Annotated in this window: 16 protein-coding genes and 1 pseudogene; 4 read left to right on the forward strand and 13 right to left on the reverse strand. The window is 50.2% G+C overall.

Annotated elements, in window-relative coordinates:
- Positions 1-48: 48 nt before the first annotated feature.
- Positions 49-735: a Crp/Fnr family transcriptional regulator gene (locus NE619_RS11010; RefSeq protein ID WP_256132467.1), complete on the reverse strand. Its 687-nt coding sequence runs from the start codon at positions 733-735 to the stop codon at positions 49-51.
- 148 nt (positions 736-883) lie between these two features.
- Between NE619_RS11010 and NE619_RS11015 the strand changes: the two genes are divergently transcribed.
- Positions 884-2,392 (forward strand): FAD-binding oxidoreductase, encoded by a 1,509-nt coding sequence (locus NE619_RS11015; RefSeq protein ID WP_256132468.1) that lies wholly within the window; start codon positions 884-886, stop codon positions 2,390-2,392.
- On the opposite strand, the gene NE619_RS11020 is transcribed toward NE619_RS11015, so the two are convergent.
- The 5 genes and pseudogenes from NE619_RS11020 to NE619_RS11035 form a co-directional block, all read right to left on the reverse strand.
- Entirely contained in the window at positions 2,378-3,397 is a 1,020-nt protein-coding gene (locus tag NE619_RS11020) for a hypothetical protein (RefSeq protein WP_256132469.1), read from the reverse strand. The two genes, NE619_RS11015 and NE619_RS11020, sit on opposite strands and share 15 nt — an antisense overlap.
- Before the next feature lie 27 nt (positions 3,398-3,424).
- Positions 3,425-3,478, reverse strand: a pseudogene (locus NE619_RS19300) (hypothetical protein); the annotation flags it as partial.
- Positions 3,463-6,141: a diguanylate cyclase domain-containing protein gene (locus NE619_RS11025; protein ID WP_256132470.1), complete on the reverse strand. Its 2,679-nt coding sequence runs from the start codon at positions 6,139-6,141 to the stop codon at positions 3,463-3,465. The pseudogene NE619_RS19300 and the gene NE619_RS11025, both read right to left, overlap by 16 nt.
- Before the next feature lie 40 nt (positions 6,142-6,181).
- Complete coding sequence (locus tag NE619_RS11030) at positions 6,182-6,544, reverse strand: Hpt domain-containing protein (RefSeq protein ID WP_256132471.1); 363 nt, start codon at positions 6,542-6,544, stop codon at positions 6,182-6,184.
- Between the two features lie 228 nt (positions 6,545-6,772).
- Positions 6,773-7,498 (reverse strand): Fic family protein, encoded by a 726-nt coding sequence (locus tag NE619_RS11035; protein WP_256132472.1) that lies wholly within the window; start codon positions 7,496-7,498, stop codon positions 6,773-6,775.
- An 89-nt stretch (positions 7,499-7,587) separates the two neighbouring features.
- On the opposite strand from NE619_RS11035, the gene NE619_RS11040 reads away from it, so the two are divergent.
- Complete coding sequence (locus NE619_RS11040; RefSeq protein ID WP_256132473.1) at positions 7,588-8,277, forward strand: MgtC/SapB family protein; 690 nt, start codon at positions 7,588-7,590, stop codon at positions 8,275-8,277.
- Positions 8,278-8,341: 64 nt separating this feature from the next.
- On the forward strand, positions 8,342-8,521 hold the full coding sequence (locus NE619_RS11045; protein WP_256132474.1) for a (2Fe-2S)-binding protein: 180 nt from the start codon (positions 8,342-8,344) through the stop codon (positions 8,519-8,521).
- A gap of 79 nt (positions 8,522-8,600) precedes the next feature.
- Here the strand turns inward: NE619_RS11045 and NE619_RS11050 are convergent, their stop codons facing one another.
- Positions 8,601-9,158: a radical SAM protein gene (locus tag NE619_RS11050; RefSeq protein WP_256132475.1), complete on the reverse strand. Its 558-nt coding sequence runs from the start codon at positions 9,156-9,158 to the stop codon at positions 8,601-8,603.
- Positions 9,159-9,260: 102 nt separating this feature from the next.
- Here NE619_RS11050 and NE619_RS11055 point away from each other — a divergent pair, with 102 nt between their 5' ends.
- Positions 9,261-9,809 (forward strand): YfcE family phosphodiesterase, encoded by a 549-nt coding sequence (locus tag NE619_RS11055; protein ID WP_256132476.1) that lies wholly within the window; start codon positions 9,261-9,263, stop codon positions 9,807-9,809.
- Between the two features lie 201 nt (positions 9,810-10,010).
- Here the strand turns inward: NE619_RS11055 and carB are convergent, their stop codons facing one another.
- The 6 genes from carB to NE619_RS11085 form a co-directional block, all read right to left on the reverse strand.
- Complete coding sequence (gene carB / locus NE619_RS11060; RefSeq protein ID WP_256132477.1) at positions 10,011-13,187, reverse strand: carbamoyl-phosphate synthase (glutamine-hydrolyzing) large subunit; 3,177 nt, start codon at positions 13,185-13,187, stop codon at positions 10,011-10,013.
- A complete protein-coding gene (carA, locus tag NE619_RS11065; RefSeq protein WP_330640721.1) occupies positions 13,180-14,289 on the reverse strand; it encodes a glutamine-hydrolyzing carbamoyl-phosphate synthase small subunit in 1,110 nt (369 codons plus the stop codon). Before carA ends, carB begins: the two co-directional genes overlap by 8 nt.
- Positions 14,290-14,508: 219 nt before the next feature.
- Positions 14,509-14,967 carry a PaaI family thioesterase gene (locus NE619_RS11070; protein ID WP_256132478.1) on the reverse strand — a complete coding sequence of 153 codons (459 nt, stop codon included), beginning with the start codon at positions 14,965-14,967 and terminating at the stop codon, positions 14,509-14,511.
- Positions 14,968-14,977: 10 nt separating this feature from the next.
- Positions 14,978-16,249 (reverse strand): D-serine ammonia-lyase, encoded by a 1,272-nt coding sequence (locus NE619_RS11075; protein ID WP_256132479.1) that lies wholly within the window; start codon positions 16,247-16,249, stop codon positions 14,978-14,980.
- 15 nt (positions 16,250-16,264) lie between these two features.
- On the reverse strand, positions 16,265-17,212 hold the full coding sequence (locus NE619_RS11080) for a 2-hydroxyacid dehydrogenase (protein ID WP_256132480.1): 948 nt from the start codon (positions 17,210-17,212) through the stop codon (positions 16,265-16,267).
- A gap of 151 nt (positions 17,213-17,363) precedes the next feature.
- Positions 17,364-18,209, reverse strand: a complete 846-nt coding sequence (locus NE619_RS11085; protein ID WP_256132481.1) for a pentapeptide repeat-containing protein — start codon at positions 18,207-18,209, stop codon at positions 17,364-17,366.
- Positions 18,210-18,303 lie beyond the last annotated feature (94 nt).

An 18,303-nucleotide genomic window follows, 5' to 3' on the forward strand; every position in this document is an offset into this window, starting at 1 on the left:
CTTTGTGAGAATTATAACGAAGAAAGAGATATCAGGCCGTGAGATTTATCACGGGGATTTAAAATATTCAGATAGTTTTTCGCAGTCCGGGATGATGAAACGATTTTTCTTCACCAGCACCAGCCCCTGATCCGTCAGAACCTTCAGCTGCCTGGAGGCGGTTTCCCGCTTTGTCCCCAGCATATCGGCCAGATAGGTGATGGTCAGGTCGATGCCGATCATAGTTCCTTCCGGGCATGGCGCTCCATAGTCAGCTGCCAGCTTCCACAGCTTGGCCGCGATCTTTTTGTCGCCCCGGATGGAATTGGTGGTGTTTTTCATCTGCCGGTACAGCCTGCGGATTTTCAGCGACATGGAATTGAGCATAGCCCTGCTCAAGCCCCGGTCTTCTTCCATGGCCAGCAGCATCTGCTCTCTGGGAAAGGAAAGCACCAGCCCGCTCTTGAGGACTTCGCAGCTGACAGAAGAGGCAAGCCCGTTGAGAATTTCTTCGTTAAGCGCCTTTCCCTTTCCCAGGACAAAGATCACTTTTTTCTCACCCTGGCTGTTCATCTTGTACAGCGCCGCCATTCCGCTGATGACGATATAGAGGGTTTCTGTGTAATCATGATCGTAAAAAAGATGGGCGCCTTTTTCTGCGCTGCGGAGAACCCCGCAGCCCGCCAGCATAGCCAGGGACGCCGGACTGGCATCCCGCAGGATTTCCGCCGCGGAGAGGGCCTGTTTTATATCCATGGTCAATTCCTTTCCTCAGTATTTGATTGATATCTTCTTAACCATAGCAAAAATTGACGAATCCCGCAAGAACTGCCGCATAGATTTTACTTTTTTTGCCCGGCGGCGTATAATCAAGCTATATTCAAAGCCAAAGGAGGAGCTTCCCTTGAAAACAGCCGATGATAAAGGAACCATGCTCGAATACATGCGGGACGAATCGCGCCGCAGCGGAAACTGCGAAAAAATCTTCTTTCCCACAAGCGAAGAAGAAGTGATTTCCATTTTCAAAGAAAACCCCCGTACTCCTATAACTTTCCAGGGCGGCCGGACCGGAGTCACTGCGGGATGCGTTCCCGACGGCGGCATTGCTGTCAATCTGGAGCGGATGAATCGTATTTTGCCCCTAAAGCCTCAGAAATATGGCGGCAGCATCATCGTGCAGCCCGGCGTCCTCCTGCAGACGCTCCGCCAGCATCTGCGCCCCTATTCACTGTTTTTTCCTCCTGATCCCACAGAAACAACAGCTTCTCTGGGAGGCATGGTATCCTGCAATTCTTCCGGCGCACGCAGTTTCAAATACGGCTCCGTCCGCTTCTATATCACGGCGCTCCGCATGATCCTGCCCGGCGGCGAAAAGCTGCATCTAAAAAGAGGCGCCTGTCTTGCCCGGGGCCGCCATTTTTCACTCACCTGTGAGTCGGGAAAAAGGATCAGCGGTGTCCTCCCCGATATCACCATGCCCGCAGTGAAAAAACATACGGCCGGTTATTATATCCGGCCCGATATGGATATGCTCGACCTCTTCATCGGTGCAGAAGGAACCCTTGGAGCCGTCACCGCTGTGGAGCTGAAACTGCTGCCGGTCAAGAAGGAAACCTGGGGTGCTGTCATCTTCCTTCCCAGTGAAGCTGCCGCTCTGCGTCTGGTCAGGCTCCTCAGAGGAGAAACGGCCCTTCCCCTTACTCTGGAGCCTGAGGCCCTGGAATATTTCAATTCCGACACCCTGCGTCTCCTGCGCCGGGCCCAGCGTTCGAAGGAAGCCCTCTGCCAAATGGAGCTGCTTCCTGCAGAAGACTGCTGCGCCCTTTATACGGAATACGCCTCCGATAACCGCAAGGCGCTGAAAGCCGCCTTTGAAGAAACCTGCTCAGCAATGGAATCCGTGGGCGGCGACCCCCGCCGTACCTGGGCGGCCATCAATTCCCGCAATATGGACAAGCTGCACCAGTTCCGTCACGCCGCACCGGAATGTGTCAACACCAGAATCAGCGAAATAAAAAAGGACTGTCCCTCTGTCACCAAGCTGGGAACCGATATGTCCGTACCCGATCACTGTCTGGAAGAGGTTATGTCCCTTTATAACGAAGGCCTGGCCGCAGGCGGGTTTGATTCCGTCATCTTCGGCCATATCGGCAGCAACCATGTCCATGTCAACATTATCCCCAGGACAATGGATGAATTTAACCGCGGCAAAGAGCTGTTCGGCCGATGGGCGAAAGATGTTGCCGCAATGGGCGGAACCGTATGCGCTGAACATGGCGTAGGAAAAATAAAAACTGCTCTTCTGTCAGAACTATATACAGAAAAGCAGCTTGCTTCTATGCAGGATCTCAAAAAAATCTTTGATCCCTGTCAGCTCCTCAATCGGGGAAATATATTCTCATTCCTTCCCTAGAGGCCTGCCGGTTTTATCATTTTCCTTATATGCCGATATGTCCCTAAGTTCAATTAGATACGCGTCCTTATTCTCCCAGCGCACTAAGGTGGCTTCGGCGGAGATCCAGGTTCCCCGACTGTCGCTGTAGAATTCTTTGGACGCGATCCTGCTCTTTCGGGCCAGTTTTGCCGGACAGTCGTCACAGGCAGATTCCCGTCCCAGGAAAACGCGGTAGCATACGGCTCCCTTTACTGCCTCCTTTGAGATCCCGCGGGCCTTCGCATTAATATAAAGGATCTCATAGGTCTGCGGATCTATTATGTAAAGCCACGTATTTCTGCTGTTCATCAGAGCCTGCAGATCTCTGGATATGTTCAGGGCCCGGTGCTGCGCTCTCCCCTTCAGAAGGAATGTGGACAGCAGCTCCGCAATAAAGGAGAGAATGTCAATTTGATCGCTGGTCCACAGGCGCTGCTCCCGGCAGTCGGCAAATCCTACCCATCCGCCTAAAGTTCCATGATCCCAAATTCCGCACTGCAGTACGGATTTTATCTCCAGTTTTGCCAGGAACGCCTTCGTCTTAGCGTTAAATTGGGAAAGATCGCTGGAATACAGAATTCCCCGCTCATTATAGTGCTTCATATAATCCTTTCCCAGATCCTCCACCGGCCGATTCTGCAGTACGGATTTCTGCGAAGATATTTCTTCGCCGCACCATTCAAAAGTATTGCTGTAATATCGCCTGTCCTCCGATAGCTCCGCAACATAGACCCAGCTTACGCCCAAACGCTGCCCCACTATTTCCAAAAGTCTTGAAACTGACAGATTTACATCTTCCCCCTTGCTGAGAATGCGGAAAGCCGCCGGAATCAGCTCGTTCATAGCCGGGCTGTATCTTCTATCCGAATCAATTGTCTCGTCTACGGTTTCTTGGCCGGTTCCTGATGCGCTGAAAGCCATGCTGTCCAGCGACATATCGTATAAGCAGAACTGCTTTTTGCCTGCTGCCTTGGCACGGTACAAAGCGCTGTCCGCTTTCTGGAACAAAGTCTCGAAATCTGTACCGTCCTCAGGTGCTATGGCAATTCCTATGCTGCACGAAATATGACAGTCCTGAGGAGGGTGGCAAACGTTTGCCGGAAACGTTCAATAATCCGTCCGGCGATAGCTTCAATATGCTCTCTGCTTTGCATACCCTGAAACAGGGCCATAAATTCATCGCCGCCAATCCGGGACAGCACATCTTCATTGCGGAACAGCTGGGATAGCTGCTCTGCGATCTTTTTAAGCACCGCGTCTCCGAACATATGCCCATACCGGTCATTGATGAGCTTGAAGTTGTCCAAATCAATGATAAAGAGAGCGCAGCAATTATTTGAATCCACCAGTTCAAGCCTCTGCTCGATCCTCTGCCTGGCCGAATCCTTATTGTAGAGCTTTGTGAGGATATCCCGCTCCGCTCTGGCCTGCAGCTCCTGGGTAGCCAGCTTCTCATCATTGATGTCACCCACCAGCCCGATTACTCGATAGGGCGCGCCTTTACTGTCAAATTGCGTAGTCGCCCGGATTTTGCTCCACCGGTAACGTCCTCTGGCGTCCGATACGCGAAATTCCAGCTCATTGTAACGTTTTCCCGACCTCATTTCCTCAATGTACTCTTTAAAGTCCTTCGTATCGTCCGGATGCAGATGGGAAGCCTTAATAATCCTCTGAGAAACGTTTTCAGTGATCGGTTCATATCCGAATTTTTCTTTCCAGTTGGCGGAGAAATCCACGTGATCGTTGGCAATATCCCATTCAAAGATAATATCGTTGGTCTGTTCCAGAATAATCTTGTACCGCTCCAGACTCATCTGCAGCTGTTCTTCCGTACGCTTGGTTTTTGAAATATCGATGGGCACGCCGTAGAGCATTTGGCCGCCCTGCCCATCCTGAACCAACTGGCCCTTACTCAGCAGCCATACGATTTCTCCCCGGGCGTTGACTGCCCGATATTCAATCTCGTATTCCGAACCGCTGTTCAGCTGCCGTGACAGCTGCCGAAGCACGTAATCCCTGTCCTCCTGATAAATGAGGTTCATATATCGGTTGTCAAAGCGTTCCTCTATTTGCTGACGGCTGTAGCCCAAAAAACTGTCTTCCATCTCAATGATGGTCAGCCATTTATCGTTGCGCAGCTGTCTCACACCGTGGAAGATACTATGAAACACGGAGCTCTCATCAATCGCGTTTTGTGCCTTAACCGGTTTATCATCTTCATACTTTTTCCATAAAACTAAGCCTTTTTTCTGCTGTGGATGCTCGGTATCTACTCTTACCAGGGTCATTATCACCTGCTGCCACTGACCGCTTTTCTGACCTTTGATCCGATACTGCCAGCTCTGTTGAAACCTTCCCTCGGCAAAAAAATCCGCCAGTCCCTGTTTCCATATTTCGAAAACCTGTTCCCTGTCCTGCGGATGAACGGCTGTTTCTATATATTCCTTTCCCAGCTTATCCATCGCTTCGCTCTTAAACAGTTCCGGGTTGTTCAGGCCCGATGAATAGACGAGTTGCCAGCTGTTAGTCGCCAGATCCACCTCCCCTACGATGGCATCTTCGTATCGTAGCATAGCATGATATTTCATGCGCTCCTTCTCAAAAGCACTGATGTTTTCTTCACGAAAAACACCGGCAAGCTCGCTGGTCTGAAGCTGTTCGTCCTCCGCCGCAACACCGTCTGCGTACCGTTTTACCAGTACGGCCATCTGCTGCTTTACATTTTGAAAGCAGCTTAAAAGCTTTGGAGAAAACACGCCGCATTCTCCATTGAGGATCATTTCGACCGCCCGTTCATGGGCAATTGCCTTTTTATATACCCGGTCGGAGGTCAAAGCATCATAGGCATCCGCAATGCCCGTAACCTGTGCGCAGATTGGAATGGCATCTCCCGCAAGGCCGTCCGGATAACCGTTTCCGTCCCATCTTTCGTGGTGGTGACGGCAGATATTATAAGCGTACCGCAGATATTCCTTGTCCTCCATGCGTGAAAGACTTGCCAGAATCTCACAGCCTTTGAGCGAATGGGTCTTCATAATCTCAAATTCTTCGTACGTAAGCCTGCCCGGCTTATTGAGGATATTGTCCGGTATGGCGATCTTACCGATATCGTGCATAGCCGAAGCCGAAGCAATGGCATTTATCTTATGTTCATTCAGCCCGTATTCAGGACAGCTTTCTCTGACCTCTTCAAGCAGGACTTTCGTCAGCAGACGAATTCGCTTTATATGCTGTCCGGATTCCAGACTCCGATACTCGATAACCGATGAAAGCGCATCGATCAATACATCGTTGGACTCCCGCAGTTTTATCGCCTGTTCGTCCACCAGATCCTCCAGATTATGCCTGTGCAGATACAGCTCTATGATATTATCCACCCTTCGCTTTACCACATGCGGCTCGAAAGGTTTTGCTATAATATCGGAAGCGCCCAGGTCAAAGGCCCTCAGCTCCCCTTCCAGAGAATCGTCCGCCGTGATGACAATTACCGGGACTTCGGAAAGCAGCCCGTTTCCGTTCATCTCTTCCAGGACCTGATATCCATTCTTTTCAGGCATCACAACATCCAGCAGCATAATGGCAATGCTGCTGTGATACTGGTTGAGCAGAAGCAGCGCCTGTTCTCCGTTTTCCGCTTCCAGCAATTGATATTCATCTTTAAACAAACTACAGAGGATTGTACGATTGATCTCCATATCATCGACAATTAATATCGTATCCCGGCACATGCTCCCTATTCCTCCTCTATCTGCGAAGCCCTTTGCTGAATCAGGCGTTCTCTTCGTTAGCCAGGGCCATGCAGACAGCCCGGTAAGCCTTCTCCAGTTCCGGATACGCGTTTTTCGCAGGGTCCGGCTCATTTGCGCGGATATGGTTAACCACTTCCGCACAGGCATCGGCCAGACGATCCATTCCCAAATTGGCGGATACCCCCTTCAGGGTATGCGCCGCTTTCAGCGCGGTTTCGTAATCATCCTGATCTAAAGCCGGCCCGATCTCAGAAAAACTCTGATCGTCCAAAAACTTCATCAGTATTTTTTCATATAATGCCGCGTTACCGCCCAGCCTTCTGAGCGCGGCCTCCGTATCTACTCCGGCTTCGCCGAGAGCCAGTACAGTTTTTTCTTCCATGTGATTGTCTCCTTTTCCTTTCATTCTCAGTTGCCTTTCGAAAGGCATCCATTTGAACTATATGGCGGAATCACAGAATAATTTCATGCTACTAAAATTATATCAATCCAAATAGGAACAAGCAACAAAGATAACGGTAAAACACCTCGTATCTCTGTCCGTTTGCACCAATGATTCCGCCGTATCGGCGCTCCGTTCCATACAAAACAGACCGGGCGCGTTCAAATCCTATGTATCCGCTTCCTCGTCTCCTTCCACAATTTGACGTATCAAATCCTGCTTGTTGAATTCCGCCCGTTCCAGTCCCCAGAAAAAGATGGTGATGTCCTTGTCCTTAAGGCATTCGGTGACCGTTTTTATATACTCGCGCCGGTTATAGCCCAAAGCAACCGGGTAGAACCCTCTTTCCTCCAGATAGTAGTTCATCGCCATGCGGGCCATGGCCTCGCTGTACCGCTCAAAGGGATAGATGTCCATGATTCCGCAATGAATCCGGGCGGCGCTGCGTATCTCATTGGCTCCTGTCTTGTACGCGGCCTGAAACAGCTTGCCCAGACGTTCTTCGATCTCAGAGTGATGCGGCGGCACGTGCCGGAAATCCACCACCGTCGGCGTACTCCTGCGAAAGCCTGAACTGCTTCCCGTCAGCGTGCCGTGCAGCTTTAGAAGCAGACGCGTATCCAGACTGTTCTTCATGGACAGAGAATTTCTTATCAGCTCCAGCGCATTGAGATAATTTTTTATAAAAACACATTCTTTCAGAGAAGCCGTGCCCGGTATCACGCCCTCCATCATTCCCTCGACTTCCTGCCGGGAAAGGTCGGTGCCGTCCAGAGTCAGGCCCCCATATATATAATCCAGCTCATTGATCCGTTTGATCTTTAAATTCGTTTCATTTTTAAACGGTCTTCGCAGGCTCAGATCGATCTTCTGTTTCAATAATTCCTGGTACATGCGGTCCTCCTTTATTTCATACCTAAGTTTATCACATAACTTTGATTTATGGTATAATAATAATCACAATAATCGAACGGAGGACAGAAATGTATACCTTACCGGATTGCTTTTACAACATCAATTTATTCTCTACGGCGTTTCGCCTGGTTCTGGCGGTGATCTTCGGCGGCATTATCGGGCTGGAGCGGGGAGCCAACCGCCATCCTGCCGGCTTTCGAACCCATATCCTGGTATGCGTGGGAGCAACGCTGGCGATGCTGACTAATGAATATATCTGTCAGATCTACGGGAGCGGCGATCCTGCCCGTTTGGGCGCGCAGGTTATCACCGGCGTAGGTTTTCTCGGCGTGGGAACGATCCTTGTGACTGGGCGTCATAAAATAAAGGGACTTACTACGGCGGCGGGCCTGTGGGCTTCCGCCTGTCTGGGCCTGGCGCTGGGGATCGGATTTTATTCGGGAGCGATCATCGCGGCAGCAGTCATCTTCATCAGCCTGGCTTTGCTTCCGAAAATCGAAAATTATTTTTACCGAAATTCCCGGGCTATCGACCTCTACATTGAAATCGATTCCGTGGAGCACTTTCGGGCCTTTATCAAGCATGTAAGGACCGTGGACGCAGCGTTTTACGAAACACATCTGAGTCAGGATAATCCCGTCAGTCCGGGCGGCATCGCTTTTCATCTTTCCATGATCCTGCCCAAAAACATGGGGCACAGTCAGGCTATTGATGAATTCAGCCACTTGGAGGGCGTTTATATTGTAGAAGAAATTTGATGAATAACATTTCCTGATCGGGTTAATGTATATATAGAAATATATACAGAGAAGGAGACCGATCATGGATAGAAATGAATTTGTTTGTTTGTGCAAATCCGTATCCTATGGCGAAATTGAAGATGCCATTGACAATGGAGCGCAGACCTATGAGGATATCTTGGAAGAAACGGAAGCAGGCTCCGTATGCGGCGGCTGCATTGAAAGGATCGAAGAAATCCTGGACCGGCTGGTCATAAAGTAAAAGGCAAAAATGGAAAACAGGCAAAGCGCTTTTTTCGCGCTGCCTGTTTTTTCTGTTTTATTATGAAAAAATACAGAAACTACTTTAAGAATCCGATCTTCCCCCGTGCTCCGGCATATTTGAACATTTCCACATCGCCGTAATCACCTTCCACCGGGAACAGACGCATCTTGGCCTTGATCTCTTCGTAAGGCATGGTCGGCAGGAAAACGATCTCGTAGGCGTGCTGGAAGGTCAGCTGCACAAAATCCAGCACCTCATCATCGCTGAATCCCTTTTCCAGGGAAACGTTCAGACGAACCTTCATTTGCTGATCCACCGCTTTATTGATTCCGTCTACGACTTTTGCCAGTTCCTTGCCGTTATTGCTGTTTTTATAGCGGGTATAACGCATCGTGTTCACCTCTATGATCACGCCCGTCAATCCTGCTTTTTTCAGCTTTTCCGCCATAGGCTCCAGTTCCTGCCCGTCTGTCTGTATGTAGATTTCTTCATTTTGCAGTTTTTTTACGATATCAACGATCCCCACGCGGCTGAGCGGTTCCTCACCTGCGATGATCACCTGTTTTTGTCCGCGGGCCATTTCCAGGATCTCATCTCTGGACGGCTGGCCGTTTTCTTTCAGTTCTATTTTCATTTCTACCTCCTCTAACTCAGACAAAACAATTTTACTCTATACCCCGGGCCTAGTCAACCGCTTCATCTTATGTTACAATCCCATTATCGGAGGTATATGTGCATGAAGATCTTTGTTATTAGCGATACCCATGGAAGGACGGAAAAGGTTACGGAAGTCTGGGCCAAACTGACCAATGTGGATCTGGTCGTTCACTTGGGTGATTATATAGAGGACGCCCGGCGTCTGGAGAAGGAGCTGGAAACGGAAGTGGTTTCTGTTAAAGGGAATATGGACGGCTCCTACAACTCTGACGATTACCGCATCCTTGAAACGGAATACGGCAAGCTGCTCCTGACCCATGGGCATATGGATAACGTAAAGATGTCACCGCTGAACCTGGTCTATCGAGCTGAGGAGCTGGGCTGCAAAGCTGTCCTCTTCGGCCATACCCACCGGCCGGCCTACGAAGAAGCGGGCGGAATCTATCTGGTCAACCCCGGCAGCCTTTCCCTGCCAAGAGACGGAAGCGACGGTTCCTATGCGATTATCCATACTTCGCCGGAAGAATTCAACTGCGCCATCGTCTATTATTCCAGCCTCAGCCCGAAGAAAAAGCCGCCCTCAGGCGGACGGCTGCGGCAAATGCTGAATTATAGCGATCGGTTCTAGGCATATTGACAGAAAACATAATGACAGAGGCTGTCGTATCAGCAAGAAACGGATGCGACAGCCTTTGATTTTTTTGTATCTTGCTGTGGAGCCATCCAAGATTGTGGGCCATAGCAAAAAAGGCGCTGTGCTACATACGCCTTTTTTATTATAAAGAATTTTTAAATCTTATCACGCTTATTTATAGCGGAGCACCGCTCACTACATCACTTCGTAGTCCAGTTCTACGCCCTTCTGTTTAAGGTTGATGGCAATCAGGAATGCCGCAGCCGTATCCAGGCAGGTCAGAACAGGCAGTCCCCGTTCAATCGCTTTGCGCCTGATGGGGAAGGTGTCGCTTCCCGGACGGTTGGCTACCTTCGGCGTATTGATGACCATTTTGATTTCCTCGCCGATCATCTGCTTTGCCTGATCGTAGGGAATCACTTCCGCCGCGATCCCGGCTTCTTTCATAAAGGCGCCGGTTCCCTCGGAGGCGTACAGCTTAAAGCCTGACTGCTCGTACCGCTTAAGGGTCTTAGCCGTAGCCGCGTTTTTATCCGGATCTCTCAGGGTAACAAAGATATTGCCTTCTGTGGGGATCTTCATATTTGCTGCTAAAAATCCCTTGTAGATCGCCTTACTCAAGTCTTTATCCATTCCCAGAACTTCACCGGTGGATTTCATTTCAGGTCCCAGGGCCATGTCCATATTGGTCAGTTTGGCGTTGGAGAATACCGGAACCTTGACCGCGTAATAATCCGACCGCTTGTAAAGGCCTGTTCCGTATTCTGAATCCGCCAGCTTGTGTCCCAGCATAGCAGCCACAGCCAGCTTGACCATCGGAACCTTCGTCACCTTGCTGAGAATCGGAACCGTTCTCGATGCTCTCGGATTCACCTCGATAACATAGATTTTATGGCCGTCGTAAGCATACTGGATATTGACAAGGCCCACAACGTTCAGCGCCTTTGTGATCCGCTTGGTGTAATCGATCAGTGTATCCTCCACTTCCTTGGAAAGAGTGAAATGCGGATATACGGAAATACTGTCGCCGGAATGGACGCCGGTTCGTTCAATATGCTCCATAATTCCCGGAATCAGCACATCTTCCCCATCGGCAATGGCGTCAACCTCGATCTCTTTGCCCTGAACGTATTTGTCGATCAGTACAGGGTGCTCGGTGGAAATGGAAACCGCTTCCTTTAGATAGCGTTTTAACTCTACGTCGCTGTATACCACCTGCATGGCTCTTCCGCCGATTACGTAAGAAGGCCTTACCACCAGCGGATAGCCCAGCTTTTCCACAGCCGCAAAGGCTTCCTCCGCCGTAGTCACTGCCAGTCCCTGGGGAACCGCGATTCCCAGTTCATCCAGCAGATCGCAGAATTTTTCCCGATCTTCGGCCAGGTCGATATATTTATACGGAGTACCCAGAATATTGATGCTCCGGCTGTTGAGCTTTTCCGCCAGGTTCAAAGAGGTCTGTCCTCCGAACTGAAGGATCACGCCGTACGGGCGCTCCTTCTTGATTACGTTCATCACGTTATCAATATGAAGGGATTCAAAGTACAGCTTGTCGGAGGTATCGAAGTCCGTGCTTACGGTTTCCGGGTTGTTGTTCATGATGATGGCTTCGTAGCCCAGATCTTTGATTGCCCATACGCCCTGCACACAGCAGTAATCGAATTCGATTCCCTGGCCGATCCTGATGGGACCTGACCCGATTACCAGAATTTTCTCTTCATCGCTGACCTCCACTTCATCCTCTGCGTCGTAGCAGGAATAGTAATACGGAGTGGCCGCGTCGAATTCGCCGCCGCATGTATCGACCATTTTATACACCGGGAAAATGTCATTGTAGATACGGATATCCTGCAGTACCTCTCTGGGCACTCCCGAAAGCTCCAGGATCTCGCTGTCCGTAAAACCTCTGGACTCCGCTTCGTAAAGGAGTTCTTTTGTGAGATGCTGCGTCTTGAGAGCCGTTTCCATATCAATGATGCCTTTGATCTTGTTGAGGAACCAGCGGTCAATTTTCAGCAGGTCATAGAGCCCCTCCACATCCGTCAATCCTCTTCTCAGTGCCTCGGCAATGCAGAAGATACGTTCGTCATCACAGGCGGCCAGCTTTTCCATCAGTTTTTCGTCGTCCAGATTGGTGACGAAGGGGATGCGCAGGCCGTCGCACTTGATCTCTACGGAAGTCAGCGCTTTTAAAAGGGCGCTTTCAAAGGTTCTGCATATGGACATGACTTCGCCGGTGGCCTTCATCTGTGTTCCCAGCTTTCTGGAAGCTGTTCTGAACTTGTCAAAGGGCCATTTTGGAAACTTTACCACGCAGTAGTCTAATACCGGCTCAAAGCAGGCGCTTGTTTCATGAGTAACATAATTTTTCAGTTCATCCAGATTATATCCCAGGGCGATCTTGGCTGCGATCTTGGCGATGGGATAGCCGGCCGCTTTGGACGCCAGAGCGGATGAACGGCTTACTCTAGGGTTAACCTCAATTACAATGTATTCTCCGTTATCCGGATTCAGCGCGAACTGAACGTTGCAGCCGCCCTCGATCTCCAGACTGCGGATAATCTTTACCGAGGAATCTCTCAACATCTGATATTCTTCGTCTCTTAAGGTCTGGGTCGGCGCCACTACGATACTGTCGCCCGTATGTACGCCCACCGGGTCGAGATTCTCCATGCTGCAGATGATGATGCAGTTGTCCCTGCTGTCGCGGATTACTTCGTATTCGATCTCTTTCCAGCCGGCCACGGATTTTTCCAGTAAAATCTGACCGATGGCGCTGTTTTCCATACCTCTCTGACAAAGCAGCCGCAGCTCGTCGTCGTTGGTCGCGACGCCGCCGCCAGTGCCGCCCAGAGTGTAGGCCGGACGGATGATTACCGGATAGCCGATCTGCTGTACAAACTCAAAACATTCCTTTATATTGGTGGCAATGATGCTGGGCGGAATCGGTTCGCCGATTTCCAGCATGAGCTTTTTGAATTCCTCCCTGTCCTCGGCCTTTTCGATGCTCTCTCTGTTGACGCCCAAAAGTTTTACGCCATATTTTTCTAAAATTCCATGCTCCTCCAGGGCCATCGCCAGATTCAGACCGGTCTGGCCGCCGAAGCCTGCCAGAATTCCGTCAGGGCGCTCTTTTTCCAATATCTGTTCTAGGGCTTCCTCTGTAAGAGGTTCCATATATACTTTATCGGCGATTCCTTTGTCCGTCATGATGGTCGCCGGATTGCTATTCACCAGAATGGTCTCGATCCCTTCTTCACGGATCGCTTTGCAGGCCTGGGTGCCGGCATAATCGAATTCCGCCGCCTGGCCGATGATGATAGGGCCGGAGCCAATGATTAGTAATTTATTTAAAGAAGCTTTTCTAGGCATTATCCTTACCACCTTTCATCAGAGTTACAAATTTATCGAAGAGATATGCGCTGTCGTTGGGTCCCGGCGATGCTTCCGGATGAAACTGCACGGAAAAGACAGGCAGGTCTCTGTGCTCCATTCCCTCTACCGTACCGTCGTTCAGGTTCAGATGAGTTACCTCCATGCCGTTAAGCATGATGCTTTCCATTTTTACCGCATAACCGTGGTTCTGAGAAGTTATGTAAGAACGCTTTGTATCTTTATCATAGACGCCGTGATTGCCGCCGCGATGACCGTATTTAAGCTTGTAGGTCTGTCCGCCGGCCGCCAGCGCCAGAATCTGATGTCCCATGCAGATGCCGAAGATCGGCACTCCCGCATCCCGCAGCAAAACAGCCGTTTCTTTTACAGCTTCCGTTGCTTCCTGCGGATCTCCGGGTCCGTTGGTCAAAAAGATACCGTCCGGGTGATATGCCAGGATTTCCTCGGCCGGTGTGCCGTATGGAAACATTTCCAGCTCGCATCCCCTTTTCATGAGGGATTTCAGTATGCTCAGCTTTACGCCGAAATCCAGCACAGCTACTTTGTACTCGCCGCCGTCTCCCAGAGTCATCCTTTCAGGCGCGGAGACTGCTTTCATCCAGTCGCCTCTCAGCGAATTGGTTTCGCAGATCTTTTTGGCCTCTTCAATGGAAATGCCCTCATTGCTGATTACGCATTTCACCGTTCCTTCCGTACGGATTTTTTTGGTGATTTTTCTTGTATCCACTCCCCAGATTCCCGGTGTTCTCTGTTCAACGAGCCATTCATCCAGCGATTTAACACTGTTGCTGTTGGACGGCTTCTGGCACAAATCTTTAATCACTAATCCAAAGGCATGAATGCTGCCGGATTCGTTGTCAATATCGCTGATTCCGTAGTTTCCCACCAGCGGATAAGTCATCGTAATAACCTGTCCTTTATAGGACGGGTCTGTTAATATCTTCTGATATCCGGTCATAGAAGTATTGAATACCAATTCCCCCACTGCAGTACCTTTGAATCCGAATCCATGTCCTTTATAGACCGATCCGTCCTCCAAATACAGCAGACCTTCCATTTTTTCCTTATTGTTGTCCATAGTCTTCATCCTTTTTATTCTCATCTTTATTTTTTCATTCAGATAATTATACATCGCTTTTTATGTTTATTCAAGTATGAATTTATAAAAATTCTCGGATGAATAAATTATCTTCAGTATATATCTTTGCCTGCCCGAAAAAAGAGCGCATCATGGGAAAGCTTCAAATGTTTTTAAACATTCGCAAAGCTTTCACTCTGACGAGCTCTTAAAGACAGCCTATCTTTTTTCCTTGGTTGTATCTACGTTCATATATACGGTGGCTGCTGTGGCTACCAGTTTTCCCGTCTCCTGGCTCACCGCTTCACAGACGATCTGGGTAATCCGTTTGCCTGCCGCCGTGGCCTTTGCTGTTACGATCATAGTGTCTCCCAGCTTGACCGGGCGGATATATTTCACATCCAGGCTGATAGTCGGCGCGTAATTTTCACCGGCGCAGAATCTGGCTACTGCGGCGGCGGCCATATCAAAGGCGGTACAGATGGCTCCTCCGTGCATCATCCCCGCCCGATTGGCCTGCCACTGGAGAACCGGGAATCCTAAAGAAATGGATTTATCTTCATAAGAACATCCCACTTTTACGGATTTCATCATCCCGTTGATCGTTTTTTCCTGTCCGACATTATTTTCATGCATGGTTTTGTCTAAATATGCTTCCATTCGTTTCTGTCCGTCCATCGCAGCCTCCTTACTCTCTTGCTTCCAATTCATTTCCTCTTTGGTAATAGTGCCGCATCTCTTCTTTGGGCACCATGTTTCCGCCGGTGGCCCAAACGATATGGGACGCCTGGCACCGGTCGCTGTACAGCATATGTACCGGGCCTTCAAACCCTGCGCAGGCAGAAGGCTCAATCCAAATATCTTCCTGATCGGCCAGCAGCTTTAAGTACCGATAAAGCTTATCATCCTCCACCGTATAGCAGCTCTGTACCAGCGTGCGCATAACTGCCCCCACAAGCTTGGAAGGGCGCCCCACTGCCAGCCCGTCGGCTTCGGTTCTGCCGTCCAGGCCAATGTCGCGGACACTGATCTGATCGTGAAGGCCGCTCATCATTCCCAGTACCATGCAGGGAGCATGGGTTGGCTCTGCGAAAATACAGTGGACGTGGGGTCCCAATACGGTTTTGAGGCCGAAGGTCACGCCGCCGGGAGCACCGCCGACACCGCAGGGCAGATACACAAACAGCGGGTGCGTTTCGTCCACCGGAATATTCTGCTCTGCCAGCTGCGTCTGCAGGCGCTTTCCCGCTACCGAATAGCCGAGGAACAGATCCCTCGAATTCTCATCGTCTACAAAATGGCATTTGGGGTCCTTCGCTGCCTGCGCTCTGCCTTCCGCCACCGCGTTCTGGTAGTCATCCGCGTATTCGATCACGTTAACGCCTTTTTCCCGCAGAAGATCCTTTTTCCACTTGCGGGCATCGGCTGACATATGGACCGTCACCTTGAATCCCAGGGCAGCGCTGATGATGCCGATGGAAAGTCCCAGGTTGCCCGTTGAACCGACTGCGACGCTGTATTGGGAAAACAGCTCGCGAAAGGGTTCTTCCGCCAGTTTTCCATAATCATCATCCAGGGACAGCATGCCGTTTTTGACTGCGATTTCTTCTGCCAGCTTTAAAATTTCGTAAATGCCGCCGCGGGCCTTCACTGAACCGGACACCGGCAGATGACTGTCGCATTTGAGAAACAATCTGCCTTCGATGTCCAGCACCTGCCCCATCCTGGGAATCTCCTTAAGCGGCGATTCGATGATTCCGCCTGTATCTTCCGTCTCGGGAAAAACCTTCTTTATATATGGCGCGAAACGATTGAGCCTTGCTTCTGCGTCGTCGATATCCGCCATGGTAAAAGGAAGCCGCGCCTCCTGCCCGTACTGGGGATTTCCCCAGTAGATTTCTCTGTACTCGCTCATGGGTCCGACCAGCGGACAGTCTTTTATCAGCGTTTCAAGTTCCATAGTTTTCTCCTGTCATCAGATGATTTGATTGATCTGTTTTCCGTCCATCCACTTGTGGATATTGTCGAAGACGATCTTTGCCCGTTTTTCCATGGATTCCTCCGTGGCAAAGGCTACGTGAGGGGTTACGATGGTATTGGGTGTATGAAGCAGCGGGTGTTCCGGTTCAAGCGGCGGCTCCGTTTCAAACACGTCGATGCCTGCGCCCGCCAGTTTTCCGCCGTTCAGTGCGTCCGCAAGGGCTTGGGAGTCCACTACCGGCCCTCTGGCCGCATTGATGAGAATGGCCCCGTCCTTCATTGAGGCAATTGACTCGGCATTGATGATGTTTTTGGACTGCTCGGTCACAGGACAGTGCAGGGTTACGATGTCCGACTGGCAAAGCATTTCCTCCAGCGGCATGTATTCCATCTCCTGTGTGCTGATTTTGCTGGAAAAGCCATTATATGCAATGGTCCTGCATCCAAATGCGCGGCACAATTCTCCAACTCTGCTTCCGATGGCCCCTGTACCGATAATGCCTACGGTCTTTCCCCGCAGCTCACTGCCTACCAATCCATCCTTAGTCTTTCCGCTGCGGCAGCGCGCCTCAACCTGGGGAACGTTTCTCAGGAGGGACAGCATCATACACAGGGTCAGTTCCGCGACCGAATCATTGGAGTAGCCGGAGGCATTGCTTACGGAAATGCCCCGCTTTTTGGCTGCTTCAATATCCACGTGATCCACGCCTGTGAAAGCGATGTCGATAAACTTGAGGTTTGGACAGTTTTCGATAACTTGTCCCTTTAACGGCATATTGGCGATCATCAGGATATCCGCATCCTTTACTCTTTCGATCTGCTTGTTGGGATCGTCGTCTCTTTCATAAGCCTCAAAAGTATGGCCTGCCGCCTTTAAAGGCGCCGTATATTGGTCGAGAAGCTCCTGGCTGACAGCCAGAGATTCCAGCAGTACAATTTTCATATTTATTTCCTCCCTTTTCTCTTTGTTTTAAGCATCCTGCGCTATTCCCGCATCGTCTTGCCACAGGGGATTTCCACATTCTTCCGCTTTTTGCTTGGGGTCTATTATACCAATTGGCCGGCGGGTTTGCAAGAATAGCTCACTTTGCGTTTTATTTCCAGTGTCCCGGCCGCACAAGCCATCCCGGCAGACGGGTGTGCTTGCTGCCCTTTGCTTCGTTGATCTGCATCTGTGTAAGAAAGATGCTCTCGCTTAGATCTGCGTCCCGCAGATCCGCGTCTCGCAGGTCCGCTCCCAGGAAATTGGTTCCCCTCAGTCTGCAGCCGCTCAAGTTGGAAGAAATCATCAACGCCATGAAAAAATTCTCTCCGCTCAGATCTGCCCGGCCAAAATCCCGGCCGCAAAGATCCTTTCTTATCTGCGCTTTTTCGATGCTCCCCCTAACCTCCTTTTGCACACATTCTCCTGCTTCCTTTAGGGCATGGTTCACCCTGCTGCGATATTCTTCCAAATCAAAGGCGCAGATATCTTTGGGCGAACTTCCGGCTGTGGTCTGGATTTTTATGATGAGCCCTTTCAGCTCATTTTTCAGTTTCTGCGCCGGAGTCAAAGATATGGCCTCAATGAGATACCACAGGATTTGATGCAGCCGGCACACCCGCAGAAAAACGTCAAACATTTCTGCGGCTTGATCCGGGGGCATGTTTTTCCAGGTGGCGCCTCCATAGATGCTCTGTGTGACTTTCTGTCCCGCCCCAAAGCAGTCGTAGGCCATGCAGCCTTTCAGACCCTTTTCCGCAAGCTGCGGATGGATCTTGCAGCGAAAGTCGTTGAGCAGCTGCCCACAAGGCTTACCTGCCTTTTTATCCGTTGGAAAGCCCTCTGATTTGGCAAAATAAAGAGCGATGCAGCAAAGTCCGCAGCATGCCCCGCAGTCGATCGCGAGCTGCCCGCGCAGATTTTCAAACTGGCTTTCCATATGTATATTCTGATCCATCGGTAAACTCCTTTTTTTCTTACCTTACAAATAACACTCATACAGTATTATAATGTATCTGCGGGCAAGTTGGTAGAGTTTCGATTCATTTTCA

This window comes from Anaerovorax odorimutans (genome assembly GCF_024459955.1).
GTDB classification, from domain to species: Bacteria; Bacillota; Clostridia; order Peptostreptococcales; family Anaerovoracaceae; genus Hominibacterium; species Hominibacterium odorimutans_A.

What these genes read in the sequence shown, in the direction of transcription:
- NE619_RS11075 (WP_256132479.1), bottom strand. Translation starts at nt 16,249, where the DNA reads ATGGAACTTGAAACGCTGATAAAAGACTGTCCGCTGGTCGGACCCATG.
- NE619_RS11045 (WP_256132474.1), top strand. Translation starts at nt 8,342, where the DNA reads ATGGATAGAAATGAATTTGTTTGTTTGTGCAAATCCGTATCCTATGGC.
- NE619_RS11070 (WP_256132478.1), bottom strand. Translation starts at nt 14,967, where the DNA reads ATGGACGGACAGAAACGAATGGAAGCATATTTAGACAAAACCATGCAT.
- NE619_RS11025 (WP_256132470.1), bottom strand. Translation starts at nt 6,141, where the DNA reads ATGTGCCGGGATACGATATTAATTGTCGATGATATGGAGATCAATCGT.
- carA (WP_330640721.1), bottom strand. Translation starts at nt 14,289, where the DNA reads ATGGACAACAATAAGGAAAAAATGGAAGGTCTGCTGTATTTGGAGGAC.
- NE619_RS11085 (WP_256132481.1), bottom strand. Translation starts at nt 18,209, where the DNA reads ATGGATCAGAATATACATATGGAAAGCCAGTTTGAAAATCTGCGCGGG.
- NE619_RS11030 (WP_256132471.1), bottom strand. Translation starts at nt 6,544, where the DNA reads ATGGAAGAAAAAACTGTACTGGCTCTCGGCGAAGCCGGAGTAGATACG.
- NE619_RS11080 (WP_256132480.1), bottom strand. Translation starts at nt 17,212, where the DNA reads ATGAAAATTGTACTGCTGGAATCTCTGGCTGTCAGCCAGGAGCTTCTC.
- NE619_RS11040 (WP_256132473.1), top strand. Translation starts at nt 7,588, where the DNA reads ATGTATACCTTACCGGATTGCTTTTACAACATCAATTTATTCTCTACG.
- carB (WP_256132477.1), bottom strand. Translation starts at nt 13,187, where the DNA reads ATGCCTAGAAAAGCTTCTTTAAATAAATTACTAATCATTGGCTCCGGC.
- NE619_RS11035 (WP_256132472.1), bottom strand. Translation starts at nt 7,498, where the DNA reads ATGTACCAGGAATTATTGAAACAGAAGATCGATCTGAGCCTGCGAAGA.
- NE619_RS11055 (WP_256132476.1), top strand. Translation starts at nt 9,261, where the DNA reads ATGAAGATCTTTGTTATTAGCGATACCCATGGAAGGACGGAAAAGGTT.
- NE619_RS11050 (WP_256132475.1), bottom strand. Translation starts at nt 9,158, where the DNA reads ATGAAAATAGAACTGAAAGAAAACGGCCAGCCGTCCAGAGATGAGATC.
- NE619_RS11010 (WP_256132467.1), bottom strand. Translation starts at nt 735, where the DNA reads ATGGATATAAAACAGGCCCTCTCCGCGGCGGAAATCCTGCGGGATGCC.